This is a genomic window from Lactiplantibacillus sp. 3062, assembly GCF_055413545.1.
The window spans coordinates 74,894-98,997 of the sequence record NZ_JBVAYE010000008.1; the positions used below are offsets into that span (position 1 = coordinate 74,894).

At 45.7% G+C, this 24,104-nt stretch carries 18 protein-coding genes; 12 read left to right on the top strand and 6 right to left on the bottom strand.

Features of this window, described 5'->3' with window-relative positions:
* The first annotated feature begins 53 nt into the window (after nt 1–53).
* The 3 genes from ACWQAU_RS11225 to ACWQAU_RS11235 all read left to right on the top strand — a co-directional run bounded on the left by ACWQAU_RS11225 (nt 54) and on the right by ACWQAU_RS11235 (nt 3,021).
* Nucleotides 54–1,442, top strand: coding sequence for a flavocytochrome c (locus tag ACWQAU_RS11225; RefSeq protein ID WP_013355356.1), 1,389 nt, complete (start codon nt 54–56; stop codon nt 1,440–1,442).
* 164 nt (nt 1,443–1,606) lie between these two features.
* On the top strand, nt 1,607–2,143 hold the full coding sequence (citX, locus tag ACWQAU_RS11230; RefSeq protein WP_003644113.1) for a citrate lyase holo-[acyl-carrier protein] synthase: 537 nt from the start codon (nt 1,607–1,609) through the stop codon (nt 2,141–2,143).
* On the top strand, nt 2,140–3,021 hold the full coding sequence (locus ACWQAU_RS11235; RefSeq protein WP_013355358.1) for a LysR family transcriptional regulator: 882 nt from the start codon (nt 2,140–2,142) through the stop codon (nt 3,019–3,021). The genes citX and ACWQAU_RS11235 overlap by 4 nt, the downstream gene beginning before the upstream one ends.
* A 176-nt stretch (nt 3,022–3,197) precedes the next feature.
* On the opposite strand, the gene ACWQAU_RS11240 is transcribed toward ACWQAU_RS11235, so the two are convergent.
* Entirely contained in the window at nt 3,198–4,100 is a 903-nt protein-coding gene (locus ACWQAU_RS11240) for a LysR family transcriptional regulator (RefSeq protein WP_003641317.1), read from the bottom strand.
* A 174-nt stretch (nt 4,101–4,274) separates the two neighbouring features.
* Between ACWQAU_RS11240 and ACWQAU_RS11245 the strand changes: the two genes are divergently transcribed.
* The 4 genes from ACWQAU_RS11245 to ACWQAU_RS11260 all read left to right on the top strand — a co-directional run bounded on the left by ACWQAU_RS11245 (nt 4,275) and on the right by ACWQAU_RS11260 (nt 9,562).
* Complete coding sequence (locus tag ACWQAU_RS11245; RefSeq protein WP_003644115.1) at nt 4,275–5,918, top strand: malolactic enzyme; 1,644 nt, start codon at nt 4,275–4,277, stop codon at nt 5,916–5,918.
* A gap of 41 nt (nt 5,919–5,959) precedes the next feature.
* The gene (locus tag ACWQAU_RS11250; RefSeq protein WP_003644116.1) at nt 5,960–6,931 is read left to right on the top strand and encodes an AEC family transporter; all 972 of its coding nucleotides are present in this window, start codon (nt 5,960–5,962) and stop codon (nt 6,929–6,931) included.
* A gap of 501 nt (nt 6,932–7,432) precedes the next feature.
* Nucleotides 7,433–8,860 (top strand): amino acid permease, encoded by a 1,428-nt coding sequence (locus ACWQAU_RS11255; RefSeq protein ID WP_003641320.1) that lies wholly within the window; start codon nt 7,433–7,435, stop codon nt 8,858–8,860.
* A gap of 120 nt (nt 8,861–8,980) precedes the next feature.
* The gene (locus ACWQAU_RS11260; protein WP_003644117.1) at nt 8,981–9,562 is read left to right on the top strand and encodes an ECF transporter S component; all 582 of its coding nucleotides are present in this window, start codon (nt 8,981–8,983) and stop codon (nt 9,560–9,562) included.
* A 92-nt stretch (nt 9,563–9,654) separates the two neighbouring features.
* On the opposite strand, the gene ACWQAU_RS11265 is transcribed toward ACWQAU_RS11260, so the two are convergent.
* Both ACWQAU_RS11265 and ACWQAU_RS11270 read right to left on the bottom strand, forming a co-directional pair.
* A complete protein-coding gene (locus ACWQAU_RS11265) occupies nt 9,655–9,831 on the bottom strand; it encodes a hypothetical protein (protein WP_003644118.1) in 177 nt (58 codons plus the stop codon).
* 71 nt (nt 9,832–9,902) lie between these two features.
* Nucleotides 9,903–12,608: a serine aminopeptidase domain-containing protein gene (locus ACWQAU_RS11270; RefSeq protein ID WP_011101263.1), complete on the bottom strand. Its 2,706-nt coding sequence runs from the start codon at nt 12,606–12,608 to the stop codon at nt 9,903–9,905.
* A 424-nt stretch (nt 12,609–13,032) separates the two neighbouring features.
* Between ACWQAU_RS11270 and ACWQAU_RS11275 the strand changes: the two genes are divergently transcribed.
* The 4 genes from ACWQAU_RS11275 to cydC all read left to right on the top strand — a co-directional run bounded on the left by ACWQAU_RS11275 (nt 13,033) and on the right by cydC (nt 19,082).
* Entirely contained in the window at nt 13,033–14,472 is a 1,440-nt protein-coding gene (locus ACWQAU_RS11275; protein ID WP_003641324.1) for a cytochrome ubiquinol oxidase subunit I, read from the top strand.
* Nucleotides 14,465–15,460 carry a cytochrome d ubiquinol oxidase subunit II gene (cydB, locus tag ACWQAU_RS11280; protein ID WP_003641325.1) on the top strand — a complete coding sequence of 332 codons (996 nt, stop codon included), beginning with the start codon at nt 14,465–14,467 and terminating at the stop codon, nt 15,458–15,460. The genes ACWQAU_RS11275 and cydB overlap by 8 nt, the downstream gene beginning before the upstream one ends.
* Nucleotides 15,461–15,588: 128 nt before the next feature.
* Complete coding sequence (cydD, locus tag ACWQAU_RS11285; protein WP_079111775.1) at nt 15,589–17,322, top strand: thiol reductant ABC exporter subunit CydD; 1,734 nt, start codon at nt 15,589–15,591, stop codon at nt 17,320–17,322.
* Complete coding sequence (gene cydC, locus ACWQAU_RS11290) at nt 17,322–19,082, top strand: thiol reductant ABC exporter subunit CydC (RefSeq protein ID WP_003641327.1); 1,761 nt, start codon at nt 17,322–17,324, stop codon at nt 19,080–19,082. Before cydD ends, cydC begins: the two co-directional genes overlap by 1 nt.
* A 205-nt stretch (nt 19,083–19,287) precedes the next feature.
* Here the strand turns inward: cydC and ACWQAU_RS11295 are convergent, their stop codons facing one another.
* Both ACWQAU_RS11295 and ACWQAU_RS11300 read right to left on the bottom strand, forming a co-directional pair.
* The gene (locus tag ACWQAU_RS11295; RefSeq protein ID WP_027821305.1) at nt 19,288–20,265 is read right to left on the bottom strand and encodes a L,D-transpeptidase family protein; all 978 of its coding nucleotides are present in this window, start codon (nt 20,263–20,265) and stop codon (nt 19,288–19,290) included.
* A gap of 189 nt (nt 20,266–20,454) precedes the next feature.
* On the bottom strand, nt 20,455–21,432 hold the full coding sequence (locus tag ACWQAU_RS11300; RefSeq protein WP_003644123.1) for a polyprenyl synthetase family protein: 978 nt from the start codon (nt 21,430–21,432) through the stop codon (nt 20,455–20,457).
* Nucleotides 21,433–21,576: 144 nt separating this feature from the next.
* Between ACWQAU_RS11300 and ACWQAU_RS11305 the strand changes: the two genes are divergently transcribed.
* Complete coding sequence (locus ACWQAU_RS11305; RefSeq protein WP_003641332.1) at nt 21,577–22,491, top strand: 1,4-dihydroxy-2-naphthoate polyprenyltransferase; 915 nt, start codon at nt 21,577–21,579, stop codon at nt 22,489–22,491.
* A 212-nt stretch (nt 22,492–22,703) separates the two neighbouring features.
* On the opposite strand, the gene ACWQAU_RS11310 is transcribed toward ACWQAU_RS11305, so the two are convergent.
* Nucleotides 22,704–23,678 (bottom strand): Gfo/Idh/MocA family protein, encoded by a 975-nt coding sequence (locus tag ACWQAU_RS11310; protein ID WP_003641333.1) that lies wholly within the window; start codon nt 23,676–23,678, stop codon nt 22,704–22,706.
* Between the last annotated feature and the right edge of the window lie 426 nt (nt 23,679–24,104).

A 24,104-nucleotide genomic window follows, 5' to 3' on the forward strand; every position in this document is an offset into this window, starting at 1 on the left:
TGGTTCCATCCTGGGGAATACCCCGGACGAATTGAGAGGAGAAGTGGCAATCAATGGCTGAAAAGTTTACATTTACACCAACCGCCTTAGCGGATCTAAAACCGAACTATGACGTAGTGATTATTGGATCGGGGGGCGCGGGTTTGACTGCGGCAATCCAGGCACATGAATTGGGCCTGAACCCGGTTATTTTAGAAAAAATGCCGAAAATCGGTGGTAACACCACCCGGGCTTCATCCGGTATGAATGCGGCGGAGACGAACGTCCAATTGCATCACCATATTGTTGATAGTTTTGGCGATTTCTACGGCGAAACCCTTAAAGGTGGTGGCGGTATGAATAACCAAGCACTGTTGAAATTCTTCACGGAACACAGTGCGCTCGCAATTGACTGGTTAGCAGACCACGGCATTAAGTTGGATGATTTGACGATTACTGGTGGGATGAGTGTGATGCGGACCCATCGGCCAAGTTCCATGGCTCCCATTGGTGGTTTCTTAGTCACTGAGTTGTTGAAACAAGTGGCGGCTGACCAGTTACCACTCTTCACAGATGTCAAAGTCGATGAACTAGTCGTCGAAGCCGGCAAAATTAGTGGCGTCAAGGCAACAACCCCAGATGGAGCTGTCACGATTACGGCTGGAGCCGTCTTGTTAGCAACCGGTGGCTTCGGTGCGAATAAGACCTTGTTAGGCCAGTATCGTGATGATCTTAAAAACTATCAGACGACCAATCAGCCGGGCGCGACTGGAGATGGGATTCTGTTGGCACAAGCTATTGGGGCTAAGTTGGTTGATATGGACCAAGTCCAAGTTCATCCGACGGTCCAACAAGATACAGATCATGCTTATTTAATCGGTGAAGCGGTTCGGGGCGAAGGTGCGATTTTGGTCGATAACCAGGGGGCTCGTTTCGTCAATGAACTCGACACGCGTAAGAACGTGACGGCCGCTATCGACCAACTGGGTGGTACTGGTGCCTACTTGATCTTTGACCGCGGTATTCGTGACCGGGTCAAAGCGGTTGAATTCTATGATCACATTGGCCTGGTAAAGACTGGGACTGACTTGGAAACACTGGCGACTGCGACAGGCTTAGACGCTGCGACGCTTAAACAGACGGTGGCTGACTGGAATCAGGCAGTCGCTAACCATAATGATGCGGCCTTTAACCGGACAACTGGGATGGATCGCGATATTGCGGCGGGACCGTTCTACTCAATTCACATTGCGCCAGCTGTTCACTACACGATGGGTGGGATTGCCATTAATCCAGCAACCCAAGTGTTGAATCAGGACGAACGACCGATTGCCGGCCTGTTTGCAGCCGGTGAAGTGGTCGGCGGTCTCCACGGCAATAACCGGATTGGTGGTAACTCAATCGCTGAAACGGTGATCTTTGGCCGTCAAGCCGGACAACAAATGTTCAAATATTTACAATAAGTTATTTTGACTAACCCAAATCAATAGTCCATGCGCTTGAGTAATCGGTGCGTGGGCTATTTTTGATTTGGGCTGTAGTTAGAGACCAAAGAAATTAGTTTAAAAATCGACTAATTTCGGTTAAGCTGGAAATATAACAAACATATAGGAAGAAAGTGACAAGCATGGCGACGATTTTTACAACCGGTGAACCGCAAACAATCACGGCAATGCTAGCAGCCCGTGATCAACGGGTCGCGTATCAGCAACAGTTGACAGCGACTAACCCCCGGGCCACGATTGCGGCGATCAAGTTGAATATTCCGGGACCGATTAAGAATAACGCTGCACTACGACGGTTGTTTTTGGCCGGTGTCCAGCGGTTTGAAGCTGAGTTGTCGACATACACGGTGGCAGCTGATTGGAATCATCCGGCGGGTAATGAGCGGTTCTTGATTCTGACGACTGACTTTGCGACTAGCAAACGGCTGGCGGTCGCGTTTGAAGAACACGATCCGTTAGGTCGCTTATATGATATTGATATCTTACAAGCGGGTTCACAGCGCGCGCTGTCGCGGACGGATTTGGGACTGCCGAAGCGTCGTTGCTTATTATGTCACCGCGAAGCCAAGGATTGCGCGCGTTCACGGCGGCATTCAGTGGCTGAGCTACAGCAAAAGATTGCGGCGATGTACATGAAGGAATTTGGTGAGCGCGGATGAATACACGTGATTTAGATTATTTTCGGGCGTTAGTTGATTGCCAAAATTATACGATGGTCGCCAAGCAGTTTGCGGTCTCACAACCGGCAGTGACTCAAGCAATTCATCGGTTGGAAAAAGAGTTTGCAGTCAAATTGGTGATTCAAGACCGTCGCCATCAACAGACAAATATTACCCGGGCCGGTCAGCTGCTTTACAAGAATGCACGCCAGATCCAGGCCAGTTTGCAACTTGCTCATCGCGAAATTCAGAGTACGTTACAGACTGATATTCGTTTTGGCTTACCACCAATTATTGGCACTTTATATTTCCCTCAAATTGCGGAAAAGTTACTTCAGAACGGGTTACTGCAACAGTTAAAAATAACGGAAACGGGCTCAGATGAGCTATTGCGTAAGTTAGTGCATGGTGAGATCAACATCGCGTTATTAGGGTCCTACTTACCATTTGATTTGCCGACAGTTCGTGCGGTTCGCTTAGGGGCACGGCCATTCAGTATTATCGTGAGTCCTCAAAATAGTTTGGCGAAACAAGCCGCCGTTAGTTTTAAGGATCTCGGTCAGGCACAGTTCATTGGATTAGATGGCAAATACGTGCACCCACAAGCCTTCCGAGCCTATTGTGACTTTGCCGGGGTACATCCAGAAGTTATCTACCGGACCCCCGATATCTCATGGGTCAAAGCCTTAGTTAAAGCCAACTTGGGCATTAGCTTACTGGTTCGTGATGTGGTTAAAGCGGATGATGGCGTCGTATGTTTGGAAATCAAAGATCAATTGCCGGTCAGCTTCAATATCTCGGTGGTCACACGGGCTGGGTACTTACCAACCACTGATGAACAACGGTTTATTGATCAATTACTTAAAATGAAGATTTAAACGTCGCGACTGAGCCATCTGTCTAAGTGAACAGCACGATTCCTTGAGTGGTTCAACTTTTACTTTGAGATTGACGTGTCTTCACGATTGTTTCATTTGGATATATCGCAATTTGTCTTGATTACGAAAACTGCACCACCCTCACAGACTATTCTGTAAGGGTGGTGCAGTTTTGCTTAATCGGTCTGATCAGTGTCAACCGCTAATGTTTCGTGCAAAATGGTCAGTAGCTGTTGCTGCACGGGGGTCAGAATATGGGTTGTTCGGTAGACGATGCTTGTGATGAATTCAGGGGGTTCAATGTCCATCAAGTCCAGTCGTACGACGTCAGTACGGTAGTGATCGACGATTTTGGTAAAGAAACCGATGCCGACATTTTCACCAATCAATTTCATTAAAACGTGGGTATCGTTGGAACGAAAGACGATGTTGGGGCGAAAGTGATTCCGGCGCGTGAGTTTGTTGAAGGCCGTATTATGGATGAAATTACTATTAAAGAAAACAAATTTTTCACGTCGTAGTTCGTTAAAGTAGACCCGTTTACGTTGTGCTAACGGATGTTGTTTGGACACGTAGATACAGAAGGGCTGACGGTCAAATTCTTCGGCAATCAACGTTTGGTAAGCGAGCGGCTCCACCGAACCAAGTAGGGTCATGTCAACGCGACCGTCCCGCACAGCGTTACGTAGCCAAATCGAGCCCCCCTCAATGGTTTCGAGACCGGCTAATAGCCCTTCCGCGGCCAATCGGGCACCGATTTTTGGAAAATAATGGTTTTCAATAATTGGCGGTAATCCTAAAATCAGTCGATTTTGGGATAGATTGTCGATTTCTTGGTGGGCGAGGCGTAACTCATGTAAAACGATTTTAGCGTGTTCAGCAAGTTGCGCCCCACTAGCAGTGACGTGTAACGTATTTTTAACACGGTCACGAATCACGAGTGGTGCCCCGAATTCAGACTCCAGGCGTTTGATTGCGGTGGTCACAGTTGGTTGGCTCACACCGAATGTTTTCGCAACTTTTGAAAAATTTTTTTGAGAAATTAATTCATCGAAATAAGCTAAGTCTTTTGTGTTCATTTTTATTCCTTTCTAAATCAGCTTTTGTAGCGACCTTATTTAATATATTTATATCATATCATAGTTTTGACTATAACATTTTACTGGCGTTACAGTATTACTTGTAAATTGATAGGACGTTTTTCCTAGCAATGAAAATTGATGAAAATGTAAATTAATTAGGAGGCCGCAGTAATGACAAAAACTGCAAGTGAAATTTTAAATAACCCATTCTTAAATAAAGGCACTGCCTTTACCAAAGAGGAACGTCAAGCACTTGGTTTGACGGGGACGTTACCAAGCAAGGTTCAAACAATTGATGAACAGGCGACACAAGCTTATGCCCAATTCAAGAGCAAGCCCAGTCGTTTGGAACAACGGATTTTCTTAATGAATCTCTTTAACGAAAACCGGACACTATTCTTCCATTTGATGGATGAACACGTGGTTGAATTTATGCCAATCGTTTATGATCCCGTCGTTGCCGATTCCATTGAACAATATAATGAATTGTTCTTGGACCCACAAAATGCGGCCTTTGTTTCCGTAGATGCACCTGAAGATATTGAAGCAACTTTGAAGAATGCAGCGGACGGCCGTGATATTCGGTTAGTCGTTGTTACGGATGCTGAAGGTATTCTTGGTATGGGTGACTGGGGTGTTAACGGTGTTGATATTGCCATTGGTAAATTAATGGTTTACACCGCCGCTGCCGGCATTGACCCATCACAAGTACTGCCAGTTAGCATCGATGCTGGAACAAACAACCAGAAATTATTAGATGATCCATTGTATCTTGGTAACCGGCACAAGCGTGTTTCCGGCGAACAATACTATGATGTGATCGACAAGTTCGTTGCTGCTGAACAACAATTATTCCCAGATTCATTGTTACACTTTGAAGATTTCGGTCGCGACAATGCGCAAGTAATCTTGGACAAGTACAAGGATCAAATCGCAACCTTTAACGATGATATCCAAGGAACCGGGATGGTTGTTTTAGCTGGTATCTTAGGCGCATTGAACATTTCAAAGGAAAGCATCAAGGACCAAAAAATCTTATCATTTGGTGCCGGAACGGCCGGTATGGGAATTGCCAACCAAATCTTGGATGAATTGATGCAAGCTGGTTTAACAGAAGAAGAAGCTAAACAACACTTCTACGCTGTTGATAAGCAAGGTTTACTATTTGACGACACGGAAGGTTTAACCCCAGCCCAAAAAGCCTTCACGCGCAAACGGAGTGAATTTAGCAACGCCGACGAATTAACCAACTTGGAAGCCGTTGTTAAAGCCGTTCACCCAACCGTTATGATTGGGACATCGACTCAGCCTGGTACCTTTACTGAAAGCATCATTAAGGAAATGGCGGCGCACACGGAACGGCCAATCATCTTCCCACTTTCTAACCCAACCAAGTTAGCGGAAGCTAAAGCGGAAGACTTAATCAAATGGACTGACGGCCGGGCCTTAGTTGCGACTGGGATTCCAGCTGATGATGTTGAATACAAAGGTGTCACTTACCAAATCGGTCAAGGAAACAACGCCTTGATGTACCCTGGTTTAGGATTTGGTTTGATTGCTTCAACAGCCAAGGTGCTGAACGCTGAAACCTTGTCAGCAGCCTGCCACGCATTAGGTGGAATCGTTGATACGTCGAAGCCGGGTGCCGCAGTATTGCCACCAGTTGCGAAAATTACTGAATTTTCACAAAAATTAGCTGAAGTCGTGGCACAAAGTGTTATCGATCAGAAGCTCAACAAAGAACCAATTGCAGATGCTAAACAAGCGGTTGCTGATATGAAGTGGGTCCCAGAATACCGGGCCATCAGCAAATAGTGTCGGTAAAATAAGAGAATTGTAAGAGGGTATAAGAGCACATGGGAGTTTTATGGAATTCAATTCAAAGCGTCTTAGTTGTCGTTTTGATCATGATATTAGGTTTCGTCCTACGACGAGCAGGTTGGTTTGATGATAAGTTTGCTGGAACAATTTCCAAATTTATCAAAAATATCGCTTTGCCAGCATCGATTTTCGTATCTGTGCTGAGCCGACTAACTCGTGGGCAATTAGGATCATTTGCAGGTTACTTGGCATATGCATTTCTAGCCGTGATTATTGGCTACTTGATTGCCTTTGCGCTAGTTAAAATTATGCGGGTCCGTCCAGGTCGTAAGGGGATTTTCATCAATGCGATCGTCAACGCCAACACGATTTTCATTGGGTTACCTTTGAACATTGCGTTGTTCGGTGACAAGAGTATGACGTATTTCCTTGTTTACTATATTGTTAATACCGTTTCGACATGGGCATTTGGGGTCTTCTTGATTTCAAACGACGACCCGACGAAATCCAAGGAAAAGACGCATAACAAGATTGATTGGAAGAAAGTCATTCCAATGCCATTGGTTGGTTTCTTAGTTGCATTAATTTTCTTACTGCTAAATATTCCAATCATGAAGGTATCATTTGTCAGTTCAACGTTGACTTACGTTGGAAACTTAGTAACACCACTTTCCTTGATTTATATCGGGATCGTGTTAGCCGACGCTGGTCTGAAGAGTATTCGCTTTGACCGTGATACGATTGTTGCGTTGATTGGTCGCTTCATCTTGTCACCAATCATCATGATTCTTGTCTTGATGGTTGCTGGCAATCTCGGTGCAAGTTTCCCAACCTTAGCATCGCAAACCTTGATTGTTCAATCAGCAACGCCAATGCTAGCCGTGTTACCAATCTTGGCTAACGAAGCACATGGTGACGTGGAATACGCCACTAACATCGTGACAACGAGTACCGTGTTGTTCATCGTGGTTGTGCCAGTCTTGATGACCTTGATCCAATATATTTAAAGTTTATTTAGAAGTATTCCGGTTGAAAGAGACGGGATGCTTCTTTTTTGATCAAAACTGCTTGAGTTGAACCCGATTAAAATATGTTAAAGGTCAAAATTAAGGTCGATCAGTCGAATTCTTTCAGCTGACCGACCTTAATTTTTTGCGAAAGGAGTGCTTGAAGATACAAGCTTGTGGCGATTGCATTTAAACAGATGAATATGATAGAAACAAATTTAAGTCGGGACGTATGACTGTGGGACTGGTCAGCTCGGTTTTCAGCGGCGATTAACAAAAGTTGGTTAAGTCGTAACCCATAATAATGCGGTTAAATTAAAATTAGTGAATCTTATGGATTATTAATAAATTTGTTTAAAATAACCAATGCTGTAAAGTGCTGCCTTGAAAGGATTCAATTAGGAATTGATTGAAATTGTTAGATTTACTTGACTAATTGCACAAAAATTAATAGAATTAACAACGTTGCATTATTAAGATTTTGATTAGGAGGCGTACCGGATGAAAGCATCACAACGATTGCTGGTTAAAAAATCAGTCAATCCAGCTAATTTTAATAAGGGTGGCCTCGAAAAGACGTTGAGCGCATTTAGTTTAACCATGATGGGGGTTGGCGCAATCGTGGGTTCTGGGATTTTTATCACACCCGGAATTATCGCCGCTAAGTATGCCGGTCCGGCTGCCATGCTCTCATTTGTGATTGCTGCGGTCGTGTGTTCGTTGGCCGCATTATGTTACGCTGAATTTTCTTCAACCATTCCCTTGGCGGGGAGTGCCTATACTTACGTTTATACCGTTTTTGGGGAATTCTTAGCGTGGATTCTTGGTTGGTCTCTGATCTCAGAATATTTATTCGCGGTATCTTCGGTGGCGGTAAGTTGGTCATCGTACTTTCAGAATTTAATGAGCGGCTTTGGCCTAAAACTACCAACATTTCTGACCGCCGCAGCTGGTACTGCCGGTGTCAGTGGTGCTGGATTCAACTTAATTGCTTTTGTCGTGGTTTTGGCCGTCTCACTGTTATTGGTCGGTGGGTTACAAGAGTCAACACGGGTCAATTCAATTATGGTAATCGTTAAGATTCTAGTGATTGTTCTTTTCATTGGCGTGGCAATTTTCTTTGTGAAACCTGCCAATTATCATCCGTTCATGCCCCATGGTGTTAGCGGACTGGTCAAAGGCGCGTCGTTAGCATTCTACGCGTATATTGGGTTTGATGCGGTGTCGACTGCTTCAGAAGAAGTGAAAAATCCTAAGCGTAATATGCCAATCGGAATTGTCGGTTCGTTAGTCGTAGCATCGATTTTATACGTGGCAATGGCCGCCGTTCTGGTCGGGGTCGTGCATTACAGTAAGCTTAACGTGGGTGATCCCGTGGCGTATGCCTTAGCCGTCATTCATCAAAACTGGGCGGCGGGGATTGTGTCACTGGGTGCCGTTGTCGGTATGACGACCGTTTTGATTGTCATGTTATATGGTGGGACCCGGTTACTGTTTGCGATTAGCCGGGATGGGTTGTTACCGAAAGTCTTTCGGACGGTCAGTCCCCATACCAAAGTGCCAGTTAAGAGTACTTGGATTTTTGGCATTATTGCCAGTGTATTTGCGGCTGTGATTCCATTAGATAAAATTGCGGAGTTAGTCAATATTGGAACGCTATTTGCATTCGCTATGGTGTCTATCGGTGTTGTCTTCCTGCGTCGACACGAAACGCTACAACAAATCAATAGTTCATTTAAAGTACCATTTTATCCAGTGTTACCAGTTGTCTCGTTCCTCGCATGTGTCTACCTGATGCTTAATTTGCAGGCATTTACGTGGCATATGTTTGGTATTTGGCTGGTTATTGGCATCGTGATTTACTTTGCCTATAGTTATCGGCACTCCCGTATTCGAGCAGGGTTACGTGCCAAAGAATCAAAATCGTAATTAATAGTGGGTGCTTACCGGGGCGGGTAAGCACCCATTCTTTTCGCGGCTACTAAGCTTTGGGATATGCTATAATTAAGCGCATAATTCATAAGGTAAAGAGAGTTGAGGTGGCTGATGATGCAGAGACGTTCAAACGCCTATCATATCAGTGTATTAGCGGTACTAATGGCAATCGTGATCATTCAGAATATTGTTCCGTTTTTTGGGTACATTCCATTACCAGGATTGAGTATTACGACAATTCACGTGACGGTTATCCTGGCCGCCGTGGTCTTGGGACCGCGTGATGGGGCAATTATTGGGGGCGCATGGGGAATTATTGCGTGGATACGGGCGTTCGTCGCACCGACGAGTCCCTTAGCACCAATCGTATTTACCAATCCATTGATTTCGGTGATACCCCGGATTCTCGTCGGTTTGATAGCCGGTTGGGTCTTTATTTGGTTTCAGAAGCGGCATCAAAAAGTGTTGGGGATGACGCTGGCGGGCGTGGCCGGGGCATTAACGAACACGATTCTAGTCTTAGGTTTGATTGGGCTACTCTATAGTCATCAAGCAGCCGGCTTTTATCAAGTTAATTTGAGCAAACTAATGCCGTACTTGTTAACGATCGTGGCCTCGAATGGGATTCCGGAAGCGATTTTAGCTGGAATTCTCACACCACTGATCGGGACACCATTACTACGTTTTAAAAAATAAGTCGCTAAAGTGACAGCTAGCTTGAATCAATTCAAATTTAAAACAGCCACCCTTGAAATCTCCTGAATTTCAAGGGTGGCTGTTTTAAATCGCTATTTAACGGCTTGAACTTGTTTCTGACTAATAATTACTTTGTTGTGATACTTATCAACGATGGCTGGATCAGGACTTGTAAAGGTGATTAAATACGAATTAGTGTAACTTTTCGCAATGGTCCCGGTATAATTCTGGCCTTCCAAAATGAACGTCACTTGTGTTCCAATATCCATGATGATGCCTCTTTTCGCACGATAGTTTTATTAAGGATAACACACCAGTGGACGTAACAGGTAAAAGTTCACTAATTAAAACGTCGCCGAACTTGGGCCCAAATCCCCGTTGCTAGGGCTAAGAGACTGGTACCCAGCGTTGCGAGCCATGACTGAGTTGTTTCGTCGGTCTGCGGGAGCTCAGTTGTGGCTTTGGATGCTGGTGAGGAGACGGCAACTAAGTCGGCACTGTCAGTATTAGTTGTTGTGGCAGATACCGTGGCTGGCGTCGTCACACTTGCTTCCTGGTCACTATAATCTTGAAGCAGACTAGCCGTGACGGCCGAACCGCTGTCATCGTGATTAACTAACCAGTCAGTGTTAGTCGTGGCGTTTGAACTGACCATAATTGAATCACTGACTTGGCCCTTAATCACGCTGCTCTGATCGATAGTGCTTGTCTGGTTCACAGTGGTCGTCGCACGTGTTGCGTCAACCGCCGTGTCGGAATCATTATCCACTGCGTTATCCGTGTCGTTCAAGTCAACGTAACTAGTCGTTGAATCATCATTAGGTTTCGCATGATTGGTCGTGTCTGGTGTTGTATCACTAGTTATGTTGGTAGTGTCAGTGGTCGTGTTATCCACGATAGTTTGATGGTCGCTGATGGCCTCGTCAGCCGTCGTTTCATCGGTAACATTGTCCTGTGCTGTGGAATCGGTCGTTGTACCGTTGTCAGCCGCTCCCTGATTACGATTATCCGTTACTTGATCAACATCAACTGCTTCATCTTCAGCATCCGCTACGGATAGCAATGGTGTTAAGAAAGCTAACAAGTGTTGGCGGTATTGTAGGATCGCGTTATTAGCCGCAGCGTGACCACCGACAGTCCCTGGTAAGATCCAAACTTCTTGGTTGGCAGAATGATTGGCGGCCGCTAATTCCAATGATTGAGTATATGGAATGAAGGCGTCGTCTTGCGTGTGGATCAAGAGTAACGGGATAGTGATTTTGCTAGCTGCATCGGTTGCTGATAAGTCATCGACACTGAAACCTTGTTCCTTGATCAAACGAGCGTTCATCGCGGCCACGATTTTATCATAGGATAAGAAGGGCAGGCTCGTGATGGCTGGCAGACCAATGGATTGAAGTGCGTTTGAAACGGCGGTGATGGCTTTGTTGTATAGCGAACTACCTAGTTCTGGTAAGGTTGCGTACCCGGCGTCCGACACAACTGCTTTAACGGATTTTGAAAGTCCAGGAACTGAGGCTGCTTCTAACACGGTGTCGGCACCTAATGATTGACCATAAAAGACGACTTGACTGTCGGCGCCATTGCGTTCGTCGACCATCTTAACCCAATTCAGCCAGTCATACTTGTCCTGATAACCAAACGTTAAGTTATCACCGTCACTTAGGAACTGCCCACGTTGACTCGGCATGAGGACGTTATAACCCATGTCATACCAAATTTTTGAAACGTAGCCGATCCAATCAACATGTTCCGTCCAACCTTGGCCGATGATGACGGTCTTGGTGGAATCACCATTTTGAATATAGTAAGCACGGACAGACTGCGTCGGGTCATTGTATTCAGGCAGGGTCCAGGTTTCTTTGGTAACGTTATCCCACCAAGTAACCGTTGTCGGGTAATATTCTTCGGCCGCAGCCCGGTCAGCAGCATAAGCGACTGGATCGAGGCCGGTCCACGTATTGGAGATGTCATAGCGGTGCTGGTTCATTTCAGTACGTAAATTAGATAGGGCTTCTGAGCCAGTTCCCGTGAAGACGATTGGGTAGAGTACATTACCCACGATCGTGCTGGCGATATCTGTGGGGAGCTCTTTCAACTCGTCAAGAATTGTCGTCAGTTTGGCTTTGGCTGCTGCTAATTGTTCTTTTCCAGACGGGGTCGCTGCTTGATTTGCTAAGTCCTTGATCGTATTAACGACGGCCACAATATCACTGGCATCTAACGTGACCGTGGTGGTGTCCGTCTTATCAGAGGTAGTAACTTTTTTCCAGGTCACACTGTAAGGGCCACTTTGTGTAATGGTGACCGTACTCTTTTGATTGCCAGTCGTGTCGTTGGTTTCGTAGATTAAGCCATGACCGCTGTCACTTGTCGCGGCACTAGCCGCGCTGGTCGTCGCCACACTAGTTGGCGTTGCCGCAGCGGTCGAATTGGTGTTGGTACTCGTATCATCAGTTGAATCAATAGCTGAATCGGTCGTTGATTTAGTCGTGGCTGTCACCATATCCGTGACTTGAGTAGCGTCACTCGTCGCTGAGCTAGCGGCCTGTTCGTTACCACTTATGGTATTGGCTGCCGTCGAATTAGTAGCGCTGGTCGTCTGACTAGTTACTGTGCCACTCGCACTGTTAGCAACCTCACTAGCTTGGTCGGTAGCTGACGCTGCACTTGTGGCTTGTTCAGTCGCGCTAGTCTCAGTAGCGTTAGTACTAGTCGTAATTTGATTGGTGTCAGTGGTAGCGCTGCTGTCGGTATTTGACGTGGTATTACTGTCTTCACCAGTAGTCATGCTACTTGTCGTGGTTGACTCGGTTGCCGTTGCCCCGGCGGCTTGGCTGAGTTGACTGGCAACGCTAGCTGGGGCGTTGGCCGCAGAAGTGGTCGTGGCACTAACGGGGGTAGCCGTTGCTGCTAAGGCGTTAGTCGTCAGCATTAACGTACTACCGAGCCCCGCAATGGTAATCCCCGCGTAAACCCAATGTTTGCCATCTTTGAACATTTTATAATGATCAACGGTGGTTGATTGTTGTGAATTCCTTTTCATTATATTTACTCCTCGTAACGTTTTATTCTATTGCACGTTTTAAAATATAGCACGACAACCCAGGCTTGTTTGCGTTTTCGCGGGCTAAACTTGTTAAATGAGGTGCTTTTTTAATAACGGCATCAGTTGTTTATTGTATGAACTAATTTGTTAACTGATTGAGTACGATGATTGATTTTTATGATGCGACAAGCTCAGTTATTCGCGGGAGTCACGCGTGATTTTACCAGCAGATGCCAGATTGCAAAATGTGAACTTACAAACGAATAAGCGTACTAATAGTGGCCTTGAAAATTAGCGGCTTTGACTATTTTGGGAATAAAAGTTGAGATTGATTGAAATTTCACTTATCACTTGCTATTATGAAAGGTGAATAAAGTGTTTCCGCTTTCGTAGGGAATAAATTAATAAAGGGGGGACCATTATGAATCTCGGATTAAGTATTTTATCCTTGGCGCGCTTTCAGTTCGCGATGACCACGGTGTTTCATTTCTTCTTTGTGCCATTATCAATCGGCTTAGCCTTGGTTGTTGCCATCATGGAAACGGTGTATGTTGTCAAAAAAGACATCATGTACAAGCACATGGCACAATTTTGGGGCCGCATTTTCTTACTTAGCTTTGCCGTTGGTGTCGTGACAGGGATTATACAAGAATTCCAATTTGGGATGAACTGGTCTGATTATTCACGGTTTATGGGTGACATTTTTGGGGCGCCACTAGCGATTGAAGCGTTAGTTGCCTTCTTTATGGAATCCACGTTTATTGGGTTATGGATGTTTGGTTGGGATCGGTTTAATGCCAAGCTCCACTGTGCGTTTATCTGGCTAACGTCGATTGGGACGATGATTTCCGCGATGTGGATTTTAGCAGCGAACAGTTTCATGCAAAATCCAGTTGGTTTCATGATCAATACCAAGACTGGTCGTGCACAGATGACGAGCTTTGCAGCAGTCGTCAAGAACGAACAGCTCTGGTATGAATTACCACATGTGTTGTTTGGGGCGTTTGTTACCGGCTCATTTGTGGTTGCTGGGATGGCGGCGTTTGCGTTACTCAAAAAGAAAAACGTCACGTTCTTCCGCAAATCGATCAAGGTCAGTTTAATCGTTGGCCTGGTTGCTTCCATCGGTGTGATTGGAATGGGAGATTTACAGACGCGTTACATCATTAAAGAACAACCGATGAAGTTTGCCGCAACGGAAGGCTTATATAAGGATTCCGGCTCGCCAGCTTCATGGGCAGTTATTGAAGGGATGGATACTAAGAACCATAAGGCCAACTGGTCGATTGAAATCCCGTATGTGTTGGATATTTTAAGCTATCATAAGTTGTCCGGTAATGTGAAGGGACAAAATACCCTTAACAAGGAACTTCATGCCAAGTATGACAAGAAATTTGGTAAGGACATGAACTACTACGTGCCAACAAAGACGCTTTTCTGGAGCTTCCGGGTCATGACGGTAGCTGGTGGGCTCTTCGCACTGATTGCCATTATCGGTCTATACTTCAACCGTGCAAAGTCAACGCTGATTGAGCGGCAGCGCTGGTTCCTGTGGGTACTAGGAATCTGTACGTTCTTACCATTCGCCGCAAACACGGCCGGGTGGCTGATTACTGAATTAGGTCGTTATCCATGGGTTGTTTATGGTTTACTGACGATTGCAGATGCCGTTTCACCAAATGTTAGTGTCGCTTCGTTGCTGATCTCTAACATCGTGTACTTCTGCTTGTTCAGTGGCTTAGGCATTGTCATGATCGTCTTATCACGGCGTGCCTTACACCAAGGACCTGATGATTTGTTACAAGCTAGCGATGACGCACCGTACGATCCTTATGGTAAGGAGGCGTTCAGTCATGAGTAATCTACAATTCTTATGGTTTATTCTGGTGGGCGTTCTATTTAGTGGTTTCTTCTTCCTTGAAGGTTTTGACTTCGGGGTTGGGATGACGATTAAGAGCTTAGCCCAAACACGCGCTGAGCGCGATGTTGTGATTCATACGATTGGCCCACATTGGGATGCCAATGAAGTGTGGTTGATCACTGCTGGTGGGGCGATGTTTGCGTCGTTCCCAATGTGGTATGCTTCCTTATTCTCCGGATTCTATCTTATCTTATTGTTGATTCTAGTGGCCCTCATTATGCGAGGGGTCTCATTTGAATTTAGAAGCCGGATGGAAAGTGACGCCGGCCGGAATTTCTGGGAATGGGCCGCAGCCCTAGGTAGTTTCTTTGCTGCCTTCCTATTTGGGATGATGTTTACTGCTTTGGTCAAAGGGATGCCAATCAATGCCAATGGCGATATGACTGCCCACTTCACCGATTACGTGAACTTGTTCTCAATCGTTGGTGGGGTTGCCGTAACGTTACTCTGCTATTTGCACGGGTTAAACTTTATTCGTCTGAAGACGACCGGGACGTTGCGTGAACGGGCGCTTCAGTGGGCCAAACCGTTATACTGGGTCCTGTTTGCCGGTGAAGTTGTCTTCGCAATTCTGCTGTTCTTTAACACCGATTTCTTTACCAAGAAACCAATCTCAACCACGATTTTAGTGGTCGCCTTAGTGGCTTTGACGGTCTTGGCAACTTGGGGTGTTTATGGAAATCATGAATGGCTCTCATTTATTAGCAGTGGTCTCTCACTGATCGACGTGGTCGTGCTCCTGTTCAATGGACTATTCCCACGTGTCATGGTGGCGAACAATTCTGCATACAGCATTCTGATTAAAGATGCGTCTAATTCACCATATACGTTGCATCTGATGACTGTAATCTCATTATCGGTATTACCGATTATGTTGATCTACTTTATTTGGAGTTACTGGGTCTTCTATAAACGGTTGGCATCGTAATTCAAATGCAGATGACGACAGTATCACTGGTGCGGTGGTACAATTAATTTAACAGCACCAACGGGGTCGCGACCTTGGCCAAGTGCCAGGGTGCGACCCCGTTCATTTTAAGTAGGGAGTGATCGAATGTGTTTGATCCGGCATTATTTAAACTACCAGGGATGCGCCGAGCAGCCACGATTTTAGGGTTACTGGCCATCGTCGAGGGTATTTGGATTGTCTTTCAGGCCTACTATCTATCAGTGGCGATTGTTGGACTGTGGCACTTGCATTCATTGGCGTCGATCAGTCAGCCCATGCTATGGTTCGCATTAGCTTGGGTCGGACGGCAGTTACTGGTCGTCATTAAAAATCGTGTGATGTATCCGTTAGTCGAACAGACGACGGGTGACCTGCGGCGTAAAGTGATGCAGAAGTTATACCGGCTCGGCCCAAGTTATGTGGCTAAGACTGGGACTGGTAACGTGGTGACGACAGCGCTTGAAGGCATCGATAAAGTTCAGACATACTTAATGTTGGTTGTGATTAAAGTAATCGACATGATGGTGATCCCGTGGATCATTTTAATTTACATCGCGTGGTTGCGTTGGCGTGAGGCCCTTTTTCTACTGGCAATTTTTCCATTAATTATTCTATTTATGATTATTTTGGGCTATGCCGCTCAAGCTAAAGCGGATAAGCAGTACGTGGGCTATCAACGGATGTCTAATCACTTCGTTGATACACTGCGCGGTTTACCGACCTTGAAGCAGTTAGGACTGAGCAAACGGTACGCTGACAACGTTTATCAGGTTAGTGAAGGTTATCGTAAGCAAACGATGGCGGTCATCAAGATTGCGATGTTATCGACTTTCGCCTTGGATTTCTTCACGACCTTATCGATTGCGGTTGTCGCGGTCTTCCTTGGTTTTGGTTTGATTAACGGCACGATTACGTTGCTACCAGCGTTGGTTATTTTGGTCTTATCGCCAGACTATTTCTTGCCATTACGAACATTTGCTAATGATTATCATGCCACTTTAAATGGCAAGAATGCGTTTGCGGATGTCCAGAAGATGCTAGCTTTGCCGGTGCCAACTGAACGTCAACAGCTTGGTACTCAGCCTGTGCAATGGCAAAGTGATAGTACGTTAAGCTTACATGACGTTGATTTTAAGTATGATGATGATCAGCTGGCCTTAAAACACATTAATATTGATGTGCATGGTTACCAACGGATCGGGATTATTGGGGCATCCGGCTCCGGCAAATCAACTTTGATCAATTTGTTAGGTGGCTTTCTAACCCCGGTCGCTGATCAGGGTAAAATTCAAGTCAACTTGCAAACAGTCTCGCATTTGAGCCAGGACGCCTGGCAGCAGAGCTTTTTCTACATTCCGCAAAACCCATATCTGTTCCATGCAACGTTAGCAGAGAACATCGCTTTTTATCAGCCAGACGCTTCACGTCAAGCGATTGAACGAGCTGCTGAAAACGCTGGATTAACGGCCTGGATTGCAACGTTACCAGCGGGGTTGGATACGGCGATTGGTGAAGGCTCCCGTGGTGTCAGTGGTGGTCAGGCGCAACGGATTGCTTTGGCGCGGGCCTTTCTTGACGACTCGCGGCGAGTTCTGTTATTTGATGAACCAACTGCCCACTTGGATATTGAAACTGAAGCGGAACTGAAAACGACGATTTTACCCGTACTTGATAATCACTTAGTTTTCTTTGCGACTCACCGGTTACACTGGATTAATCAGATGGATTACGTGTTAGTGATGGATCATGGGGAAATCGTTGAACAAGGGACACCGACGGAATTGGCCGCGCATGACGGGGCGTACGTTCGGTTACGTGATGAAATGGTAGGTGCGATCTAATGAAAGATTTTTTGGCAACTTTTAAAAATGATACTTGGGTCATGCCGTATTTGCGCAAGTATAAAAAGTTACTAGCCCTGACGCTGTTTTTGGGTCTAATGACATTTTTCTGCGGTTCAGCGCTGATGTTCAACTCGGGCTACTTGATCAGTAAAGCCGCACGACACCCGTATAATATTCTGATGATTTATGTGCCAATCGTTCTAACGAGAGCGTTTGGGATTGGTCGGCCTGCCTTTCGCTATGCGGAGCGAATTACGAGTCATAACTGGGTGCTACGGATCGTGTCAGATTTTCGTAAGAAACTGTACCAATCCGTCGCCAAGCACGCCGTAGCGATTCGCCAAAATTTCCAGACTGGTGATGTCCTGAGCATTTTAGCTGACGATATTGACCATATTGAAAATTTATATTTACGGACCGTTTTTCCAACGGTGATTGCCTGGTTGATGACGCTAGTGATTGTGATTGGTCTGGGCTACTTTAGCTGGTGGTTCGGGCTATTGATGTTGTTGATGTTAGGATTGGTCGTTGTGATAATGCCGCTATGGTCGGTCTTACTGAATGGTGCTCGTGAATCACGCAGTCGTCAGATTCAACAGGGCTTTTATACGCAGCTGACTGATTCGGTAATGGGGCTCGGTGATTGGTTGATTGCCGGACGTCAAACGGATTTCTATGAGCGGCAAACCCAGCCTATCGAAGCAATTGCAGCACTTCGTAAACAGGACCATCGCTTTCAGTGGTGGCGAGATTTTACGATTCAGATCATTTTCGGGGTGATTTGTTTGGCGCTCTTGATCTGGAGTAGTTTTTACTGGACAACGAATGCGGCTAGTTCCAATTGGATTGCGGCGTTTGTCCTCTCCGTATTCCCGTTGGTCGATGCCATGCAGTCTGTTAGTCAGGGTGTTAGTGAGTGGCCAAGTTATCAACGGTCAATCAAACGAGTCAACGCCTTAGACACCACGCCTGAAGATGAACACGATCAGACAGTCTTAACGGAGCCATTTCAAGTATTGCGTATTGCGGACCTTGACTTTAAATATGCGGAAGGTGGTCATGCGATTTTTGACGGTTTGAATCTGACTTTAAAAGCCGGTGAAAAGTTAGCCCTGCTAGGACCTTCCGGAACGGGAAAGAGTACCTTGCTCAAGCTGATTTTAGGTGACCTGACACCGGATAGTGGGACGGTTCAATTGAATGATGTGCCCATCACACGGTTACAAAATGAGCGCGCCCAGTTATTCGGCGTCTTGGATCAGCAGCCGTACTTGTTCAATACCACGATTATGAACAATGTGCGGATGGGTAACTTGCAAGCGACTGACGAACAAGTTAAAGCCGCACTAGCAGCAGTCGAGTTAGCGCCCTTGATCGACACGCTCCCCGATGGTTACGAGACAGTTGTAGAAGAGGGCGGTGCGCGCTTTTCTGGTGGCGAACGACAACGGCTCGCGCTAGCCCGCATCTTATTACAAGATGCGCCCATCATCATTTTAGATGAACCGACAGTTAGTCTTGATCCGATTACCGAGGCCCATTTGCTGACCACGGTGTTCCGGGTCTTGCATGATAAGACGATTCTGTGGGTCACGCACCATTTGGCCGGGGTCAACCATGTCGACCAAGTTCGCTTCTTGGAAGATGGTCAATTCGATATGGCCGGTACGCCGAGCGAATTGTATGCGAACGCACCGCGGTTTAAACGCCTTTATGATTTGGATCAAGGGCGTGATGATGCGAACAATGATCGGTAATCCGGTTGATAGCAGTCCTCACGTGCACCTTGGGCTTGTGAAACAGACTTTTAATTACTGCGCTGAATGGGTATTCAGCCTACGAATGTAGTGGTCATGATGACCATTACTGATTACACCGCCGATTTAGAGCGTAAAAAGGACTTGGTCGCTGTGACCAAGTCCTTTTTATATGCAATTAATCGCCAGGTTATGATTTAACCTGTTAGTAATTTTGTAATTGTGCCCGATTCTGAACGTCGACCACGTAGGCTTTCGTGCCTAAGCGGCTGAGTAAGGTCCGTACATCATTGTAATTGATTGAGACGCAACCAGCCGTTGCCCATTGATTCTTGACGTGAATAAAGAAGCCCGAGCCATTATGCTGACCGTGATTGTCCATCACAATCGCTAATTGATACTGATTGTGGGGCGCGGCCTTCGTGTAATCGATCAGATGCTCGTTCTTATTATTGGCCCAGTTTCGGTTCTGCCAAGTGTTATATTGCCGGTCATGTGGATCTTCAATCCAGTAAGATTTCCGGTTGATCTGTCGATAGGCCATACCACTAGTTCTTGCACTGGCAGCTTTACCAAATGCGAAGCTTAAGTGATAAACGCCTTTGGGTGTGGTACTGCTGCCTTCGTGAGAATTGCCGATGCCAGCGGCCCCGATGCGACTTGCGGAAGTTAGTGTATTCTTCCAGCCGCGATTGGTTTTTTGCCAAAGTTTAAGAGTGGCCGTGGATGAGCCATTTTGAATGACCGTCACGATTTGCTGAGCCTTTTTGGACACGCGCATTCTGGAGACGAGTGTTGCTTCGGATGAGGTGGCAGCTTTGGCTTTAACTGGCTTTAAGTAGCCACTCCAAATCCAGCCAGTGGCCCCATTCTTGCTATTGTGAACCCAGTAGTAACGAACCTTTTTGCCGTGCATGATAATATCAGTTTGCTGAGTCGTTGTCCAGACGGTGTTGCGATAGTTCTTCAAATCATGATTGGCCCTGAATGTCCAACGATTATAATTACCATTAGCCCTAAAGGTATGTGATTTGGTATCGGTCGTATAATAGGCCTTTCTAGCCGTTGCCCGCGTTGGCGTGCGATGATAGTAAGTGCTGGCATTCGCAGATACTGAACTTAGCATTGTGACCGCTGCGATCATTAGTACGCTCCCCAGCAACCAATTAACAATCTTTTTCATGAAACCCCTCCTAGTAAAAATAGCCCCGTTATTACAATTTTTATACAAACACTATAATACTATTTATTTCGGCGGAATGGATAACAATTTTGACTAAATCGCGGCGGTGTAGGGTGAGTAATGGTTGTAGCTGAAAAATCAGCGCGTCAGAGTAATAGGTTACTTTGACGCGCTGATTTAATTTGTGTATTAATGGTTGCGAACCAGTAATTCAGTCACTAGCCGGCGTAAAGTTTGTTGTGTTTCACCAGTTGGTAGCTGATCGATTAGGTTCAGTGCGGTTTTGGTATAGTGAGTAGCCAATTGTTGTGCCTGGGTAACGCCCCCCAAAGCAATGACCTGATCGCGAATTGTCAGTAGCTGTTCATTACTGATGTGGTCGCCGGGTTGGGGTAATTGTTCGGCCAATTGTGGTTCAGCGGTCAGGGCGTAGATAAGTGGCAGTGAATAAACGCCGTCCCGTAAGTCATTAAGCACCGGCTTTTGAGTTAAGGCCTCATCACCGGCGTAGTCAAGGACGTCATCTAACATCTGGTAGGCTAACCCCATCCTTTCACCAATCTGTTGCGCTAGTTTAACGACGCTTGCGTCGGCACCCGCGAAGTGGGCACCTTGTTCACAACTGAGGCTGAACAGACGGGCCGTTTTGCCACGAGCAATTGCTAAGTAGTCATCGACCGTGGTCGTCGGATCGAAGTTATGTGCCATTTGATCCAGTTCGCCTTGGAGGATGGCTCGCATCGCCGCAGTATTGATTTTAACGTCGTCAGCTGTCTTGGCAGCAATCAGGACTTGATCGAAATAGCAGGTAAACAGCAGATCACCGGCGTAAATAGCATTACGTTGACCGTAGTCTTGGTGGATCGTTGTCACATGGCGGCGTTCTGGCGATTCATCAATTACATCATCGTGAATCAGTGTCGCCACGTGTAGTAGTTCCATAGCCGCTGCGCCAGCACGTAACCGGGCCGTGTTATGATCCGGTCCAAATTGACTAAACAAGTAAAAGAAGCCCGGGCGTAAAAACTTACCACCCGCAGCGAGTAAGTCGTGTACGCGGTCATTAATGGCGGCGTTATCAATTTTTACGTTAGTAGCTAGATACGGCTTCAGCGCTGCTAGCTCCTTTGCGACAAGACTTTCCGGTTGCCAAATGGTTTGCATCATAATCAAAATACCCCGCTTTATTTGAGAGATGGCTCCGGGACGTTTTGACGCCAACACTTGCAGCCAGTCACATTCTAAAATACAATCTATATTAAAGGTACAAATAACTTGTTTCGTTGTCAAACAAAAGGATGGTGTAAATCATTGAAACCAAAAGTGTTTCTTGAATTTGTTGAAATTAAATCATTAATTGCGAGCGTGTTACCGTTCGTTTTGGGGAGTATGTACGCCTATTATAATTATCATCAGTTACATCTTGGTTATTTATTGCTATTTTTCATTGCATCTTCACTTTTTCACATGGCGACTAATGCGAATGATAATTACCAAGACTTCCTACACGCGCCACGTAATGACGACAATCAAGAATTTTTGCAAGAGACTAATGTGGTCGGTGTTAACCAGATTTCCATTGGTCAGGCCCGGACGATTACGTTTGGTTTAGCCGGAATCTCATTGATTATCGGACTATGGTTAGTAACACAAACGGGGTTGCCGTTGTTGTGGATGGGGCTATATTCATATGCGGTCGGTTACTTTTACGCTGGCGGACCGAAGCCAATTTCACAAGGCCCGTTTGGCGAATTTTTCTCGGGCTTTACGATGGGCTTTATGATCTTCTGGATTGCCGTCTTTATTAATACGTATGACACGGCAGCCATTACTTGGCAGTCAACGCTGGCTGTTTTAATTGCGTCAGGTCTGGCCATTTTTGCAATTTCTAACATTATGTTAGCTAATAATATTTGTGATATGGACGAGGACATTGCGTTAGGCCGACACACGATTTTGTATTACCTTGGCAAACCGGTGATGCTTCAGGTATTTGCATGGAGTTACGTTGCTGGTTATGCTTGTCTGGTGATTGCGGTCTTGATGGGTGTGCTACCAAAGTTTAGTTTACTAACGTTGCTCAGTATTATTCCAGTTTGGAAAAATACGCGGGTCTTCTTGCACAAACAGGTCAAACGAGAAACTTTCACGATTTCAATTAAAAACGCAACGTTGATTTGTCTTTCATTTATCGTTTTCATGGGCTTAGGACTGATTTTTAACTAGTCCTTCAATAAACGAGTATGGCTTTGAGAAAGCGCCAACTAACCAAGTTGATACTAAGCAGTATTTTTCCCAGCGAGTCCAAGCTGGCTTTCTGATTTTATGGCTTGGGGTTTTTCAATGGTATTTCACGGGGGTAAAAAAAGCTTAGATATCGTGTGAAAAAACACACGGTATCTAAGCTTTTTTAATTTACATAAAGATGTTATTTATAACTAGTTTTCAAATGGATAGCGGAAGTCCCATTGTGCACGAGCGGCAGTCATGATATCCATAACGTCAGTCGTTTTAGCAAGACTCGTGTTGTGTAATTCGCCAGCAACCATTTTTTGCATGTCAGCAATTTCGTAATTCATGGCGTTAGTGCTATCGCCGGCTGTGATGGTTTCAGTATGGCCTTCGCTGTCGGTGAAAGTGGCACTGTCGGCACGTGGATAGGTATCAACGGTAAAGTAACCATTCTCATACGCGACGATACCGCGTTTAGGCATTTTAGCTCGGAACGTTAAGGCAACGGTGGCCAGTTCATCATTGGCGTTTCGTAACGTGATTGTCGAAGATTCATCGACGCCACTGCTGAATCGGTGCATGGTTGTTCCTGTAATGTATGGTTTAGCAGTCAAGAATTCTTCCACGAAGGCTAGGGCATAGACACCAATGTCCAGTAAAGCACCGCCGGCAAGGTCGGGATTAAAGAAGCGATTAGTTGGGTCCGGTTCTTTAAAACTACCAAAGCTAGCTTGGATCATTTTCAGATCACCAAGATGACGTTCTGCCGCAAAATCATGGAGCTTCTCGTATAATGGCATGTGATAGAGGGTCATCGCTTCCGCTAAGATAAGGTGGTTGCTAGCAGCCACTTCCTTGGCGATTGCGAGTTGGGTGCTAGACATTGTGATGGCCTTTTCACTGAGGACGTGTTTGCCAGCACGTAAGGCGGGTAAAATCGTGTCAATGTGATAATTATGGGGCGTTGCCACGTAAACGATGTCGACTTGTTCATCAGCCAGTAGCTCGTCTAAATTACCATAAGCTTTGGGAATATTGTGTTCAGCAGCAAAGGCGTTAGCTTTATCCTGCGAACGTGAGCAAACGGCGTAGATTTCTCCGTCAGGTTGATCAAAATATTTAACGAAACTGTGCGCGATGTTACCAAGGCCAACAATGGCCCAGCGATAAGTTTTCGACATTATAGGTTCCTCCTAGGATTAATCGAATGTGACCACTTACATTTTAGCAAAAAAATAAGGAATTGGCGCCCAATAATCATGTAAAATTAATTCAAAAGTCGGTAAAATAGAGTGTAATATGACCGATGCTCATTGCGATTTAGGCTTACTTAGAATTAAAACATGTTGGTTAGTTGGATTCTTATTCGTCAGCACGTGCGCGTCTTATGCCGACTTTCGGGGCCGGGTGACAATTACTGGAACGCAGCCGATGTCGATTTGAGCTAACGCCCAACCCGCGTCATCTCAAATACGAGTCTTAATCTAAACACGTTTACACTAACGCGCACTTTTTACAGTTGGCCTAAGCTGGCAGCTTTTGAACTAAGAAACCAGCATGTTTTAATCCTAATTCATGATAAATGAACAGGTGTAATCTGTAAGGCA

Excerpts from the sequence above, each read along its gene's own strand:
- ACWQAU_RS11225 (WP_013355356.1), top strand. The coding sequence starts at position 54 with ATGGCTGAAAAGTTTACATTTACACCAACCGCCTTAGCGGATCTAAAA.
- citX (WP_003644113.1), top strand. The coding sequence starts at position 1,607 with ATGGCGACGATTTTTACAACCGGTGAACCGCAAACAATCACGGCAATG.
- ACWQAU_RS11235 (WP_013355358.1), top strand. The coding sequence starts at position 2,140 with ATGAATACACGTGATTTAGATTATTTTCGGGCGTTAGTTGATTGCCAA.
- ACWQAU_RS11240 (WP_003641317.1), bottom strand. The coding sequence starts at position 4,100 with ATGAACACAAAAGACTTAGCTTATTTCGATGAATTAATTTCTCAAAAA.
- ACWQAU_RS11245 (WP_003644115.1), top strand. The coding sequence starts at position 4,275 with ATGACAAAAACTGCAAGTGAAATTTTAAATAACCCATTCTTAAATAAA.
- ACWQAU_RS11250 (WP_003644116.1), top strand. The coding sequence starts at position 5,960 with ATGGGAGTTTTATGGAATTCAATTCAAAGCGTCTTAGTTGTCGTTTTG.
- ACWQAU_RS11255 (WP_003641320.1), top strand. The coding sequence starts at position 7,433 with ATGAAAGCATCACAACGATTGCTGGTTAAAAAATCAGTCAATCCAGCT.
- ACWQAU_RS11260 (WP_003644117.1), top strand. The coding sequence starts at position 8,981 with ATGCAGAGACGTTCAAACGCCTATCATATCAGTGTATTAGCGGTACTA.
- ACWQAU_RS11265 (WP_003644118.1), bottom strand. The coding sequence starts at position 9,831 with ATGGATATTGGAACACAAGTGACGTTCATTTTGGAAGGCCAGAATTAT.
- ACWQAU_RS11270 (WP_011101263.1), bottom strand. The coding sequence starts at position 12,608 with ATGAAAAGGAATTCACAACAATCAACCACCGTTGATCATTATAAAATG.
- ACWQAU_RS11275 (WP_003641324.1), top strand. The coding sequence starts at position 13,033 with ATGAATCTCGGATTAAGTATTTTATCCTTGGCGCGCTTTCAGTTCGCG.
- cydB (WP_003641325.1), top strand. The coding sequence starts at position 14,465 with ATGAGTAATCTACAATTCTTATGGTTTATTCTGGTGGGCGTTCTATTT.
- cydC (WP_003641327.1), top strand. The coding sequence starts at position 17,322 with ATGAAAGATTTTTTGGCAACTTTTAAAAATGATACTTGGGTCATGCCG.
- ACWQAU_RS11295 (WP_027821305.1), bottom strand. The coding sequence starts at position 20,265 with ATGAAAAAGATTGTTAATTGGTTGCTGGGGAGCGTACTAATGATCGCA.
- ACWQAU_RS11300 (WP_003644123.1), bottom strand. The coding sequence starts at position 21,432 with ATGATGCAAACCATTTGGCAACCGGAAAGTCTTGTCGCAAAGGAGCTA.
- ACWQAU_RS11310 (WP_003641333.1), bottom strand. The coding sequence starts at position 23,678 with ATGTCGAAAACTTATCGCTGGGCCATTGTTGGCCTTGGTAACATCGCG.